General features: G+C 66.5%; 13 protein-coding genes. 6 read left to right on the forward strand and 7 right to left on the reverse strand.

Features of this window, described 5'->3' with window-relative positions; all coding sequences use genetic code 11:
• Nucleotides 1-253: 253 nt before the first annotated feature.
• Genes gatB through gatC form a run of 4 tightly spaced genes read right to left on the reverse strand, consistent with a single transcriptional unit; the run spans nt 254 to nt 3,928 of the window.
• Nucleotides 254-1,735 carry an Asp-tRNA(Asn)/Glu-tRNA(Gln) amidotransferase subunit GatB gene (gatB, locus tag U1707_RS03055; protein ID WP_332798642.1) on the reverse strand — a complete coding sequence of 494 codons (1,482 nt, stop codon included), beginning with the start codon at nt 1,733-1,735 and terminating at the stop codon, nt 254-256.
• The gene (locus tag U1707_RS03060) at nt 1,732-2,148 is read right to left on the reverse strand and encodes a hypothetical protein (protein ID WP_332798643.1); all 417 of its coding nucleotides are present in this window, start codon (nt 2,146-2,148) and stop codon (nt 1,732-1,734) included. The genes gatB and U1707_RS03060 overlap by 4 nt, the downstream gene beginning before the upstream one ends.
• Entirely contained in the window at nt 2,142-3,626 is a 1,485-nt protein-coding gene (gene gatA, locus U1707_RS03065) for an Asp-tRNA(Asn)/Glu-tRNA(Gln) amidotransferase subunit GatA (protein WP_332798644.1), read from the reverse strand. The genes U1707_RS03060 and gatA overlap by 7 nt, the downstream gene beginning before the upstream one ends.
• Nucleotides 3,626-3,928, reverse strand: a complete 303-nt coding sequence (gene gatC, locus U1707_RS03070) for an Asp-tRNA(Asn)/Glu-tRNA(Gln) amidotransferase subunit GatC (RefSeq protein WP_192977073.1) — start codon at nt 3,926-3,928, stop codon at nt 3,626-3,628. Before gatC ends, gatA begins: the two co-directional genes overlap by 1 nt.
• 247 nt (nt 3,929-4,175) lie before the next feature.
• Here gatC and U1707_RS03075 point away from each other — a divergent pair, with 247 nt between their 5' ends.
• The 4 genes from U1707_RS03075 to U1707_RS03090 all read left to right on the forward strand — a co-directional run bounded on the left by U1707_RS03075 (nt 4,176) and on the right by U1707_RS03090 (nt 8,142).
• Entirely contained in the window at nt 4,176-5,285 is a 1,110-nt protein-coding gene (locus U1707_RS03075; RefSeq protein WP_332798645.1) for a DUF3089 domain-containing protein, read from the forward strand.
• Nucleotides 5,282-5,749, forward strand: coding sequence for a Holliday junction resolvase RuvX (gene ruvX, locus U1707_RS03080; RefSeq protein WP_332798646.1), 468 nt, complete (start codon nt 5,282-5,284; stop codon nt 5,747-5,749). The genes U1707_RS03075 and ruvX overlap by 4 nt, the downstream gene beginning before the upstream one ends.
• A 189-nt stretch (nt 5,750-5,938) precedes the next feature.
• Nucleotides 5,939-6,925, forward strand: coding sequence for an aspartate carbamoyltransferase catalytic subunit (locus U1707_RS03085; protein WP_332798647.1), 987 nt, complete (start codon nt 5,939-5,941; stop codon nt 6,923-6,925).
• Nucleotides 6,922-8,142: a dihydroorotase gene (locus tag U1707_RS03090; RefSeq protein ID WP_332798648.1), complete on the forward strand. Its 1,221-nt coding sequence runs from the start codon at nt 6,922-6,924 to the stop codon at nt 8,140-8,142. The genes U1707_RS03085 and U1707_RS03090 overlap by 4 nt, the downstream gene beginning before the upstream one ends.
• A 2-nt stretch (nt 8,143-8,144) precedes the next feature.
• Here the strand turns inward: U1707_RS03090 and U1707_RS03095 are convergent, their stop codons facing one another.
• From U1707_RS03095 to U1707_RS03105, 3 genes are all read right to left on the reverse strand, one after another.
• Nucleotides 8,145-9,485, reverse strand: a complete 1,341-nt coding sequence (locus U1707_RS03095; protein WP_332798649.1) for an SPOR domain-containing protein — start codon at nt 9,483-9,485, stop codon at nt 8,145-8,147.
• Nucleotides 9,486-9,501: 16 nt separating this feature from the next.
• Nucleotides 9,502-9,882, reverse strand: a complete 381-nt coding sequence (locus U1707_RS03100; protein ID WP_332798650.1) for a hypothetical protein — start codon at nt 9,880-9,882, stop codon at nt 9,502-9,504.
• Nucleotides 9,883-9,997: 115 nt separating this feature from the next.
• Complete coding sequence (locus U1707_RS03105; protein WP_332798651.1) at nt 9,998-10,702, reverse strand: AAA family ATPase; 705 nt, start codon at nt 10,700-10,702, stop codon at nt 9,998-10,000.
• A 186-nt stretch (nt 10,703-10,888) separates the two neighbouring features.
• Here U1707_RS03105 and U1707_RS03110 point away from each other — a divergent pair, with 186 nt between their 5' ends.
• Nucleotides 10,889-11,950, forward strand: a complete 1,062-nt coding sequence (locus U1707_RS03110; RefSeq protein ID WP_443025639.1) for an SPOR domain-containing protein — start codon at nt 10,889-10,891, stop codon at nt 11,948-11,950.
• A 308-nt stretch (nt 11,951-12,258) separates the two neighbouring features.
• Nucleotides 12,259-12,741: a hypothetical protein gene (locus U1707_RS03115; protein ID WP_332798652.1), complete on the forward strand. Its 483-nt coding sequence runs from the start codon at nt 12,259-12,261 to the stop codon at nt 12,739-12,741.
• Nucleotides 12,742-12,834: the final 93 nt, after the last annotated feature.

A 12,834-nucleotide genomic window follows, 5' to 3' on the forward strand; every position in this document is an offset into this window, starting at 1 on the left:
CCAACTACCACCCCGGCGAAGGCCGGGGCCCAATTGGAACGTCCGGAGTAATGAGGCGCTGCCCTCCGTCAGCACCGTCCCCCAATTGGGCCCCGGCCTTCGCCGGGGTGGTTCAGTTTGGGGAGATGCCCCTCCTTCTGTTCCCTCGCGAACGCGGGGGCCCAGGAATCAAGCAGCGCTGCGCTCTGTTACCCTGGGCTCCCGCCTTCGCGGAAGAACCTTAGGTGTGGGGAAAGGCATGGAAGTCGGAGCGTTACGAAGCCACCGACTCCCCAAGCGCCGTCTTCAGCAGCTCGTTCACCACCGCGGGGTTAGCCTTCCCCCCCATCGCCTTCATCGTCTGGCCCACAAAGAACCCGAACAGCTTGTCCTTGCCGCCCCGGTAGTCCGCGACCTTGTCCGCATTCGCCGCCATCACCTCGGCAATCACCTTCTCGATAGCCCCGGTATCGCTGGTCTGCTTCAACCCGCGGTCCTCGACCACCTTTGCCGCGCCGTCACCAGTCTCAAGCATCACCTCGAACACCTGCTTAGCGAGACTGCCCGACAGCGTGCCGTCCGCGATCAGCCCCAGCAATTCCGCCGCCTGTGCCGGTGATACCGGCGAGTTCTCGATGTCCTTGCCCGTCCGATTGAGCGCCCCGAACAGCTCCGACGTCGTCCAATTCGCAGCGGCTGGCGGCTTTACGCCTGCACCCAACAACGCATCGAACCACCGTGCGGCCTCGACCTCGGCGGTCAGCACCGTCGCCTGATACGGCGCGATCCCGAGCGCCTCGTAGCGCGCACGCTTCGCATCGGGGAGTTCCGGCAGCGACGCGCGGCACTCGGCCAGAAACGCATCGTCGAGCACCAGCGGCAACAGATCGGGATCGGGGAAGTAGCGATAATCATGCGCGTCTTCCTTCGACCGCATCGAGCGCGTCTCGTTGCGGTCGGGATCGTACAGCCGCGTCTCCTGCTGGATCTTGCCGCCGGCCTCAAGCACCTCGACCTGGCGCTTCGCCTCCTGCTCGACCACCGCCATCACGAAGCGCACCGAATTGACGTTCTTCGTCTCGGTCCGCGTGCCCAGCTCGTCGCCCGGCTTGCGCACGCTGACATTGACGTCGGCGCGCATAGAGCCCTCTTCCATGTTGCCGTCGCACGAGCCGACATAGCGCAGGATCGATCGCAGCTTCCGCAGATAAGCGCCTGTTTCGGCAGGCGATGCCAGATCGGGCTTCGACACGATCTCCATCAGCGCGACGCCCGACCGGTTGAGGTCGACATAGCTCTGCGTCGGATGCTGGTCGTGCATCAGCTTGCCGGCATCCTGCTCGACATGGATACGCTCGACGCCGATCCGCTTGCCGGCGGCATCCGGGTTCTTATCGTCCAGGCTGATGTCGATCGCGCCTTCGCCCACGATCGGATGATAGAGCTGGCTGATCTGATAGCCCTGCGGGAGATCGGCGTAGAAGTAATTCTTACGGTCGAACCGCGACCATTTGTTGATCTGCGCCTCGATTGCCATACCCGTGCGGACCGCCTGGCGGATGCACTCGCGGTTCGGGACCGGCAGCATCCCCGGCATCGCCGCATCGACCAGCGACACCTGCGTGTTGGGCTCCGCGCCGAACGCGGTCGCCGCGCCCGAGAACAGCTTGGCGTTCGACGTCACCTGCGCGTGCACTTCGAGGCCGACCACGACCTCCCACTCGCCGGTTTCGCCCTGGATCCGATAGTCGCTCATGTCCGATTCCGATGATGAATATAGTTGATAGCGGTCAGCACCGCATTGCTGCCGAGCAGGCTGACGACCCAGCTTGCCGCCAGGATGCGAAGGATCGCGCCTTCGAAACCCAGCCGCAGCGCTTCATGATGCGCGCAATACCCCGCTACCGCGGAAAAGATCAGGAACATCGCGCCAAGCCGAAATTCGGCTCGCATGATGACGCTGTTGCCGACGCACAGGCACAGGATGAATACGGCGATACCGATGAAGAATCGGGCGAGAACGTGATGGTCGAACGGGTGGTTGTCGATTTCCGACAACGACACGCCGACATACGCGCTGAGGATCGCGCCAAACGCCACGTTCAGCGCGGCCTGCGCCTCGCGCAGGACCGCGATGTTGCGGCTGACGAAGGCGCGGTCGCTTACCACCAGCTCTCCGGTCGCGCGACGAACCCGGCACGCTGTTCGATCGCGAGCCCTGCGTTCAGCACGCCCTGCTCGTCGAGCGGCTTGCCGATGATCTGCAGCCCAAGCGGCAGGCCCTGCTTGTCGAGCCCACCCGGCACCGACATCGCCGGCAGCCCTGCGAGCGAAGACGGCACGGTGAATACGTCGTTCAAATACATCGCGATCGGATCGGCCGACTTCTCGCCGAGCGCGAACGCGGCCGACGGTGCGGTCGGGGTGAGCAGAACGTCGCACGTCTCCCAAGCCCGCTCGAAATCGCGCGCGATCAGCGTCCGGACCTTCTGCGCCTGCGTGTAATAGGCGTCGTAGAAGCCGGCCGACAGAACGTACGTGCCGATCATGATGCGACGCTTCACCTCGGGGCCGAAGCCGTCCGCACGCGTCGCGGCGTACATGTCCTGCAGGCCGGCGCCGGTCGGCAGGTCGCGGATGCCGTAGCGGACGCCGTCATAGCGTGCGAGGTTCGACGACGCTTCGGCGGGCGCGATGATGTAATAGGCGGGCAGCGCGTACTTGGTGTGCGGGAGCGAGACCTCGACGATCGTCGCGCCGGCATCCTTGAGCCAGTCGATGCCCTGCTGCCAGAGCGCCTCGATCTCCTCGGGCATCCCGTCGACGCGATATTCCTTGGGAATCCCGACGCGCAGGCCATTGAGATTGCCGGACAAACCCGCTTCCCATTTGGGAACGTCGAGCTGCAACGAGGTACCGTCCTTCGCATCGAACCCGGCCATCGCCTCGAGCAGGATCGCGCAGTCGCGAACGTCGCGTGCCATCGGCCCCGCCTGGTCAAGCGACGAGGCGAACGCGATCGTCCCCCAGCGCGAGCAGCGGCCATAGGTCGGCTTGATGCCGCTGATCCCGGTGAATGCGGCGGGCTGGCGGATCGAACCGCCGGTGTCGGTGCCCGTCGCGCCGGGGCAGAGCCGCGCGGCGACTGCCGAGGACGAACCGCCCGAAGACCCACCGGGCGCGAGCGACGCGTTACCGCCGTCGTTGCGCTTCCACGGCGAGATCACGTTGCCGAACGCGGAGGTCTCGTTCGACGAGCCCATCGCGAACTGGTCCATGTTCAGCTTGCCGAGCATCCCCGCGCCCGCGTCCCACAAATTCTGCGAGACGGTCGACTCGTAGGTCGGCGTGAAGCCTTCGAGGATGTGGCTCGCCGCGGTCGTCGTGACGCCCTTCGTGCAGAACAGGTCCTTCATGCCGATCGGCACGCCGGCCAGCGGCTTGAGCGTCTCGCCTGCCTCGCGCGCGGTATCGGCGGCGGAGGCTGCGGCGATCGCGTGTTCGGGCGTCTCGACAAGAAACGCGTTCAACGCCTTGGCCTGGCTCACCTTTACGATGAACGCGTCGGCAACTTCGCGGGCTTTGAAGGAACCATCGCGGACGCCGTCGCGGATGCCGGCAATCCCGAGATCTGTGAGGTCGGTCATTATTCGATCACCTTCGGCACGGCGAAGAACCCGTGCTCTGCTGCGGGCGCATTGGCGAGGACCTGCTCGCGGATGCCGCCGCCGGTCAGCGGGTCGGCGTTGACGACGTCGTCGCGCAGCCGCAGCGTGTTGGGGATGACGGCGGTCATCGGCTCGATACCGGTCGTGTCGACCTCTTCGAGCATCTCGATCCAGCCAAGGATGTTTCCGAGTTCCGGCGCCATGCGGGCGGCGTCCTCGTCGGTGATCGCGATGCGCGCAAGGCTCGCGATCCGCTTCACGGTTGCAGTATCTACGGACATGGGTTGCGGCTAGCACCGCGCGACGCGGGCGCGCAACACCCTTCTAGCTCCGCGTCTTCTTCTGGTTCCCCCGCGGAGGCGGGGGCCCAGGATTACAGACGATACCGCCCGAGATCCTGGGCCTCCGCCTCCGCGGGGGAACGAGGCATTTCCGCGCCGCCGCCATTTTCACCAACGAGAACGCACCGATTGCAACAAGCCACAGCTTGCGGCACGGGAGCCGGACCGCCTGCACGGAAGGTCCCGCTTGGCCCGCAAGTTCCTCTATTTCGTCGCCGCCATGATCGTCCTGGCGATCGCCGCCTTGCTCGCCTATCGGCTGTTCGGCACGCAGTTGATGCGTGCAGTGATGGTCCCGACCGAGACGTTCAAGGCGCAACGAGAAGCACCGCGCAACATCTATGCGCGAAAGATCATGTGGCTCGCGCGCGCAGACGCGCCCGGCAATCCCGCACTTTGGACGCCGCCCGGCTACTCCCCCGGCGAACGCGGCAAGGGCGCGGCGATCTTTTTCATCCATCCGACGTCGTACATCAACCGCGACCATTGGAACGCGCCGATCGACGATCCGGAGACCAATGCGCGGGCGGAGTTGTTCCTTCGCGGCCAGGCAAGTGCGTTCAACGAAGCTGGCGACATCTGGGCGCCGCGGTATCGTCAAGCGACGTTCGGCGCGTTCCTGACCAGCGTCGCCGACAGCGAACGCGCGCTGGCGCTGGCGTATGGCGACGTCTCTGCCGCGTTCGACCGGTTCCTCAAGGAAGCCGGCCCGACCCGCCCGATCATCCTCGCCGGGCACAGCCAGGGCGCGCTGCACCTAACCCGCCTGCTCCGCGACCGCATCGCCACCGATCCGAAGCTGAAGGCAAGGATCGTCGCGGCGTACGTGGTCGGCTGGCCCGTTTCGCGCGCGACCGACCTGCCGCGCATGGGCCTTCCCGAATGTCGCGCTGCCGACCAGACCGGCTGCATTCTGTCATGGGAAAGCTTTGCCGAGCCTGCGGATCCGTCGCTGATCGTCGACGCCTACGACCAGACTACCGGCTTCAACGGCCAGCCGCGCAAGGACACCCCGATCGTCTGCACCAACCCGTTGACCGGCACCGCCGACGCGACCGCGCCCGCCACCGCCAACCTGGGGACGCTCGTGCCGTCCGCCGATCTCAAGACCGCAACGCTCGCCGTCGGCAGCGTCCCCGCGCGCTGCGCCGACCGCGGCCTTCTCCTGATTGGCGAGCCGCCAAGCCTCGGGCCGTACGTGCTGCCCGGCAACAACTACCACGTCTACGACTACAGCCTGTTCTGGGCGAACGTCCGCGCCGACGCCAACCGCCGCCTTGAAGCCTTCAAACGATGATAACCCTCTCCCCCGCCCTCTTCCGCGACGCGCTCCCGAACGGCGGCCGGCTGATTGGTCTGGACGTCGGCACCAAGACGATCGGTACCGCGCTCTGCGACGCCGGCTGGAGCTTCGCCAGCCCTGCCATCCTCATCCGCCGCACGAAGTTTCAGAAAGACAAGGCTGCGCTCGCCGAGATCATCAAGGCGCAGAATGTCGTCGGCCTGGTGATCGGCCTGCCAATCAACCTCGACGGCAGCGAAAGCCCGCGCTCGCAATCGACACGAGCGTTCGCGCAGAACCTCAAGGACATGGGCCTGCCGATCCTGCTCCAGGACGAACGCTGGTCGACCGTCGCGGTCACCCGCACGCTGATCGAACAGGACGCGAGCCGTGCCAAACGCGCCGAACTCGTCGACAAGATGGCCGCCGCCTACATCCTGCAGGGCGCGATCGATGCGCTGGTGACGGGGCACATCTGATACTCGCCCGTCATCCTGACGAAAGTCAGGATCCAGAGCCAAGAGCGGCGCACTGCTCGGCTCTGGATCCTGGATCGAGTCCAGGATGACGGACGGTGGGAAGGTGATCCGCATCACAACTTTCGACGCCGCGGGGGCCGCCCCTTGCCCCTTGCCCCCTGCCCCCGCCGCCACTATCCCGCAGCTTTAATGCGAAACTCAGATCACCGCCCCGCCGCCCTCATCGAAGGCGGCGCCGTCTTTCCGCACCGGCATCTCACCGGCATCGACGGGCTCCAGCCGCACGAGATCGCGTTCCTGCTGGACGAGGCCGAGACCTGGGTCGGTGCGAACCGGACTCATGCCACGCCTGACAAGCGGCTCGCTGGGCTCACTCAGATCAACGCGTTCTTCGAGAACTCGACGCGCACATTGCTGTCGTTCGAGATCGCGGGGAAACGGCTCGGGGCCGACGTCGTCAACATGCACGCGGCGCAGTCGAGCGTTAAAAAGGGCGAGACGCTGATCGACACCGCCATGACGCTCAACGCGATGCGCGCGGACGTGATCGTGATCCGCCATATGTCGTCGGGCGCCGTGCGATTGATCGCGGACAAGGTGGATTGCCCGGTGCTCAACGCGGGCGACGGGCGCCACGAGCATCCGACCCAGGCGTTGCTGGATGCACTGACGATCCGGCGGCGGAAAGGCTCGATCGCGGGGCAGCGCGTCGTGATCTGTGGCGATCTTCTGCACAGCCGCGTCGCGCGGTCGAACATCCTGGCGCTCACCGCGCTTGCCGCGGAGGTCCGCGTCTGCGCGCCCTCCACGCTGCTGCCGCCGATGATCGAGCGGATGGGCGTCACCCCGTTCACCGATTTCGACAAGGCCTTGGAGGGTGCGGACGTGGTGATGATGCTCCGGCTCCAGAGCGAGCGGATGGACGGCGCGTACGTCCCCTCCACACGCGAATATCGCCTGCGCTACGGGCTGACGCTCGACCGGCTGGCCAAGGCCGCCCCCGATGCGCTCGTGATGCATCCCGGCCCGATGAACCGCGGCGTCGAGATCGACAGCGCGGTCGCCGACCATGCGCGTTCGGCGATTACCGAGCAGGTCGAGATGGGAGTAGCCGTCCGCATGGCGTGCCTGGACGTGTTGACGCGGCGCGCGCGCGGCGTGGAGGGTTGGGCATGATCCTCGCGCTGACCAATGCCACGCTCGTATGCCCCGTCGGCGGGGTTTCGAAGGGCAATTTGCTGGTCAAGGACGGCGTGATCGTCGCGTCCGGGACCATCGCCATTCCTGCCGACGCGCAGGTGGTCGAGTGCGGTGGCAAGACATTGGCGCCGGGGATCGTCGACCTGGGCGTCGCCAAGGTCGATCGCGCCGCGTTCCGCGTGGGCGGGATCGTCCGCATCGGCCTGATGCCCGACCAGTCGCCGGTGCTGGATGACCCAGGCATCGTTCAGCGTGCCGCGCTGATCGGCAAGCCGGACCTCTGGATCCACCCGATCGCAGCCGCCACGCGCGGCCTCGAAGGCCATGACCTTGCCGAGATGGCGATCTGCCTGTCGGCCGGCGCAAGAGCGGTTGGTACGGGCCGGCATTGGGTCGCCGACAGCGGTGTGATGCGGCGCGTGCTGGCCTATGCGCGTGACCTCGACGTAACGGTTATCACACATGCGGAGGACGGCGGGCTTACGATCGGCGCGGTCGCGTCCGAAGGCGAGACGGCGACACGCCTGGGCCTGCCTGCCGCGCCTGCGATTGCCGAGGCGCTGGCGATCGCGCGCGACCTCATGCTGGTCGAAGACACCGGCGCGCGACTGCACATCCGCCAGGTCACCACCGCGGCCGGGTTCGATCTGGTTCGCGCCGCAAAACGTCGCGGTGTCGCGGTCACCTGCGGCATCACGCCTGCGCATCTGCATCTGTCGGAGATCGCGGTCAGCGATTTCCGGAGCTTCGCGCTTCTGTCGCCGCCGCTGCGCAACGAGAGCGACCGCCGCGCCGCGCTGGACGCGATCGCCGACGGTACGATCGACGTAGTGTCCTCGGGTCACGATCCGCGCGGCCCCGAGGAAAAACGCCTGCCGTTCGCCGATTCCGCAAGCGGCATGGCGGGTGCCGAAACGCTGCTGCCTCTTGCACTGATGCTGGTCCGCGACGAGCTCCTGACGCTCGAACGGCTGTTCGCGTTGCTGGCGCGCAACCCGGCGCGAGTGCTGGGCGTGGACACCGGTACGCTGGAGCCGGGCAAGCCGGCAGACGTGATGCTGTTCGACCAGAACGCGCCGTGGCAGATCGTCGGCGACGCGTTCTCCGCAACCGCCGGCAACACGCCGTTCGACGGGCTACCCGTCCAGGGCCGGGTGCTGCGACTCTGGAAGGGCGGCCGCGAGGTTCGCTGAGATCAGAACCGCGAGGCCATCTGCGTATTGTTGGCGCGCACCCACTGCGCCATCGCATCACCCGCGCCGCGCCGGACGAAGCAGTTGCCTCCTCGCGCGCGGTACTGGCGGCATACCGTATCGGCAGCGGCGCGACTGAAGCCGCCGACCGACAGCCGATAAAAGTCTTCGCCGCCGGTCTTGAAAGTCATGCCGTTCGGGGTGTGGCCCGCGAGTGCCGCGAAGCGACGCGATGCGCGTCCCCATGCATCTTTCGCGACGCCCGCGCTCTCGAACGCGCCAAGCTGGACATACCAGTTGCCCGCCGCTCGCGATTCGATCGGCGCCCTGGCAGGCGTCGCCGCCGTCATCACGCCGCGCGACGCGGCGACCTTGATCGGACCGCCGCTCGGCCGAAGCATCATTGCGGGCAACGACTGTGCGACCTCGCGCGCAGGTCCGAACGTGACGGTGGAATATCCCGACGCCGGTAAGGGTGCCGCTGCGGACGCTGTCGCGAACGGCGCGGTGACGACCGTCGGGTCCGCCGATGCCAATGCCTGAGCTTCGGGCGCCATCGGTGACGGCGATATCGGGGACGGCGTGTTAAGCGCCAGTGCGGTGGGCTGGCCGCCGTCCGCCGCCGCGCGTACGCCGAGCAGGCTCGCGACCTGATCCGATGCCTTGGCCGGCTGTGCGAAAATGGCCCATTGCTCAAGCCGGGCATCGACGTCGGCAGGCGCCATGTCCGCCGCCGCGACGACGCGCGCCGATTGCCACTGCCCCGCAAGCGCAAGGCTCAGCCCGAGATTCTGCCGGACCTTCGAATTGGTCTGGGGCGACCGGGCGACCTCGGTCAGGACCGCGATCCCGCCCGCCGTATCACCGGCCAGCGACATCGCCAGACCGCGATCGCTCGCCGGGATGATTGCCGCATTGGTCTCGAGCGTCTGCCGGGCCGTCTGCCAATCGCCCGTCGCGATCTGCGACAGCGCGAGGTTCAGTGCGGCCTTGCCGTTGCCCGGCGACAGTTGAAGCGTATCGGCGAAGGCGTGCCCCGCCGAGGTGAAGCGACCCGCCTGAAGATAGCTTTGCCCGAGCAGCATGCGGTAGCCGGCCGATCGCGGCATCAGCGCCACTGCGCGCTCGGCGTATCCGACCGCCGCAGGCGCGTTGCGGCTCGCCAAGGCGGTTTGTGCCCGACCCGCGTCGCCGGCCGCAGCCTTTGCCGCCCCCTTGGCTGCCAGCGCGGCGCTGCGGTCGCTGGCCGATGCCACGCTGCCGCCATTGGCCGCACAGCCAACCATCGGTCCGCCGAGCAGAAAGGCGGAGAAACCGCCAATCAGAAATGCACGCGTCTTCATCGGGACTGTCCCTGTTCTATCGTTTGCGAGGCTTTGCCCGCGGCAGTTGCGCGACGAGCGCATCGACCTCAGGCAGACGCCGCAGAAAATCGTCGAGCGCCTGGATCACCAGCTGCTGCGACGAGCTTCTGGTGACGGCGCTGGCCAGCCTGAGCTTCAGGTGTCGATCGGCATCGAGACGCAGCGTGAACGCCGCTTTCGTATCGCGCGTCTTGGCCGCGGCCTCGCGTCCGATGCGGGTCGCGGCGGCCAGCGATACCGACGTCGTGGCGAGGGTGCGCTGTTCGAGTTCGCTTTCCAGCGCGTCGCGTTCGATCAGCACGGGAGGGACCCCATCGCGGTCAGGTTCGGCACCCATATCGTTCCAGCCGAGATCCTCGCCTGTCTCGGTCTGCATCTGGGTCTGCACCGGGCCGCTCAGATCTTGCGATCGCATCGCCGGACGGGCGCTACCCTTGCGGGCCAGCAGAGACGGCGACAGGGACGCCATAGGTTTGGACTGAGACATCGCCTTAAACCACGACCCGGCGACCAAAGCCGACGGCGGCCGGACGGTTCGCCGGAGCCGAGGGGACAGCGAAGACGGTGCGTCTGAAATTCTTCTCCAGACGATCGCAGACATAGGTCCACAGCGCTTCGATCTCGGCGGTCGACCGGCTCTTCGCGTCGACCTCCATCACGGTCCGGCCATCAATCATCGATGCTGCGAAATCGGTGCGCTGGTGGATGATGACCGGGGCGACGGTACCGTGCTGCGACAGGGCCAACGCCGCATCGGCCGTGATCCGGGCCTTGGGCGTCGCGGCGTTCACGACGAAGATCAGCGGCTTGCCCGCACGGGCGCACATGTCGACGGTGGCGCCGACCGCGCGCAGATCGTGCGGGCTCGGACGGGTCGGCACGACGATGAGTTCGGCGACCTGAATAACGCTCTGGATCGCCATCGTGATCGCCGGCGGGGTGTCGATCATGGCCAGCTTGAACCCCTGCTGGCGGAGGATTTCGAGATCGGCGGCAAGGCGCGAGACGGTCGTTTGCGCAAAGGCGGGCTCGTCCGCGACACGCTCGTTCCACCAGTCCGACAGCGACGCCTGCGGATCGATGTCGATCAGCACGACAGGGCCCTGCCCGGCACGTTCGGCCTGGACCGCAAGGTGGCCCGTCAGAGTGGTCTTTCCAGATCCCCCCTTCTGCGATGCGAACGCTAGAACGCGCATAACCCCCGAACCCCTTTAGTTGACCGGGGGAATGCCACGCGCGGGCATAAGAATAGGTTAACGCGGCGTCATATTGGTTGGATTATAGACGTCGAAATGGATCCAATCAGGACAGAAGCCCTTGTCCGCCTTCCCTTGCACGACGAACGGCGGCATGGTGGTGCGATACTGATACGAGGTAGACCGATGAAGGCTGGGCACGGACGTTTCTGGGGTGCTGTGGTGCTGAGCAGCATGCTGGCGACGGGTGGCACGCTGACGGCGGATCGCGTGTCGGCCGCGGCACCGGCTGGAGCCGACGTCAAATCCGGGGTCGACGCTTGGGCGAAAGGCGACTTCTCCCGCGCGGTCGGCGTTTGGCGCCCGCTAGCGATTGCCGGCGACCCCGATGCACAGTTCAATCTCGCCCAGGCGTACAAGCTCGGTCGCGGCGTCCCGCTAGACCTTACGCTGGCCGAAAGCTGGTTCCGCAAGGCGGCGATGCAGGGGCACCTCCAAGCCGAAGACAATTACGGCCTGGCGTTGTTCCAGTCGGGCAAGAAGACAGAGGCGCTGCCGTGGCTCGAGAAATCGGCAGCGCGCGGCGAGCCCAGGACGCAGCTTGTGCTGGGGACGATGCTGTTCAATGGCGACGGCGTGGCGCGTGATCTGCCCCGCGCCTATGCGTTGATGAGCCGGGCCTCGGCATCCGGGCTGCAATCCGCCTCGCAGACCCTGACCCAGATGGACCAATACATATCGCCGGCCGACCGCGAGAAGGGCACGGCATTGGCGCAACATTATGCGTTGCAAGCCCAGGCGTCGCCGTCGCCGGCGTCGCGCACCACGGTCGGGGTGACCGCCGTTCCTGCCGCCCGTTCCGCGGCAATGCCGCGTCCTGCCAAGCTGCCCGCCAGTTCGTTGCCTGCACGCGTGCCGGGACCGGTTCGCGAGCCTGTAGCTTCAACGCCGCCTCCGAAGCCGGAGCGGAGCGCGATCAAGCCGGCAGCTGCCGCCAAGCCTGTAAATCCCAAACATGCCGTCGTTCGCGCGACCGGCAATTGGCGCGTGCAGCTCGGTGCGTTCCGCGATCAGGCCAATGCGGAGACGCTCTGGAACCGGGTCCGTGGCAAGCTGCGTGGTGCACAGCCCTTTTATCCAAAGGCCGGTACCGTGACGCGCCTTCAGGCCGGCGGTTTCGCGACCAAGGCGGATGCGACGCGCGCCTGTGCGTCGGCCGGCGTCCCGTGCGTGATCGTCGCGCCTTGATCAGGGCTGCTTTCTCAGCCTCCAGTTACGCAATCAGGGGCTGACATGATGCTGTTTGTGGCGCCTGCCTTGCTGTCCACGCCGCAGTCCTGCGTCGATGTGAAACAGCAATGTCGCGCTTGTCCGACCGACGGGAAGCAGGGCTGCTCGTCGGTTGGCATAGCCTGCCAGCCAATCCGCCGCGCGTGCGAGCCCACGAAGCCGGAAAGGCTCGAGACGCGCAAGCCGCCGCACTAAGGCACAGGCGGCAATAGGATCGTTTCTTCCCGTCGGTCGTTTCGTTTGGACATCGACCGGGAGCTAGATGGATGATTTTGAAGACCTTGGCGCTGGCACTTGCCGGCGCAACGCTGTTGACCGCGTGTTCTGGCCAGCAGCCTGCGACTAACACCTCCGATACGATCGTGGAGAACGGCGTTTCGTTGCGCAATCTCGCCGAAACCGAAGTGGCCGTGCCCAAACCCGAGCAACTGACGGTCAAGGGCCGGCTGATTCCGACCCCGTCCGATCCGACATCGCGCCATTTCCTGTTGCGCGAGCGGAAGGCCGTCGGCGGCACGATCATCGCGATCCTGCGACAGGAGCATGACGGCAAGGTCGCCTATGCGCGCACCGAAACGGATTGCGCCAAGCGCCTGTTCCACGTCCTAGGCGTCGGCCCGAACCGCGCGCTGGTCGAAACCAACATCGCGCATGACGGCCCGTTGCGGCCGATCAAGGGACTGCCGCTGCGTGAGGAACTGGCCACGTATGTCTGCGCGGCGAGCGGTACACCACTGGCGAAGGGCTGACGCACTTCCTCGCCCCTCCCTGACGGGGAGGGGTTGGGGGTGGGTAGGCCAGCTGGAGCCATTCAGTTCGGGTAACGCGGAAGCCGACCCACC

Source organism: Sphingomonas sandaracina (assembly GCF_036663695.1).
Taxonomy (GTDB): Bacteria; Pseudomonadota; Alphaproteobacteria; order Sphingomonadales; family Sphingomonadaceae; genus Sphingomonas.

What these genes read in the sequence shown, in the direction of transcription:
- gatB (WP_332798642.1), bottom strand. Translation starts at nt 1,735, where the DNA reads ATGAGCGACTATCGGATCCAGGGCGAAACCGGCGAGTGGGAGGTCGTG.
- gatA (WP_332798644.1), bottom strand. Translation starts at nt 3,626, where the DNA reads ATGACCGACCTCACAGATCTCGGGATTGCCGGCATCCGCGACGGCGTC.
- gatC (WP_192977073.1), bottom strand. Translation starts at nt 3,928, where the DNA reads ATGTCCGTAGATACTGCAACCGTGAAGCGGATCGCGAGCCTTGCGCGC.
- ruvX (WP_332798646.1), top strand. Translation starts at nt 5,282, where the DNA reads ATGATAACCCTCTCCCCCGCCCTCTTCCGCGACGCGCTCCCGAACGGC.
- U1707_RS03085 (WP_332798647.1), top strand. Translation starts at nt 5,939, where the DNA reads ATGCGAAACTCAGATCACCGCCCCGCCGCCCTCATCGAAGGCGGCGCC.
- U1707_RS03090 (WP_332798648.1), top strand. Translation starts at nt 6,922, where the DNA reads ATGATCCTCGCGCTGACCAATGCCACGCTCGTATGCCCCGTCGGCGGG.
- U1707_RS03095 (WP_332798649.1), bottom strand. Translation starts at nt 9,485, where the DNA reads ATGAAGACGCGTGCATTTCTGATTGGCGGTTTCTCCGCCTTTCTGCTC.
- U1707_RS03100 (WP_332798650.1), bottom strand. Translation starts at nt 9,882, where the DNA reads ATGCAGACCGAGACAGGCGAGGATCTCGGCTGGAACGATATGGGTGCC.
- U1707_RS03105 (WP_332798651.1), bottom strand. Translation starts at nt 10,702, where the DNA reads ATGCGCGTTCTAGCGTTCGCATCGCAGAAGGGGGGATCTGGAAAGACC.
- U1707_RS03110 (WP_443025639.1), top strand. Translation starts at nt 10,889, where the DNA reads ATGAAGGCTGGGCACGGACGTTTCTGGGGTGCTGTGGTGCTGAGCAGC.
- U1707_RS03115 (WP_332798652.1), top strand. Translation starts at nt 12,259, where the DNA reads ATGATTTTGAAGACCTTGGCGCTGGCACTTGCCGGCGCAACGCTGTTG.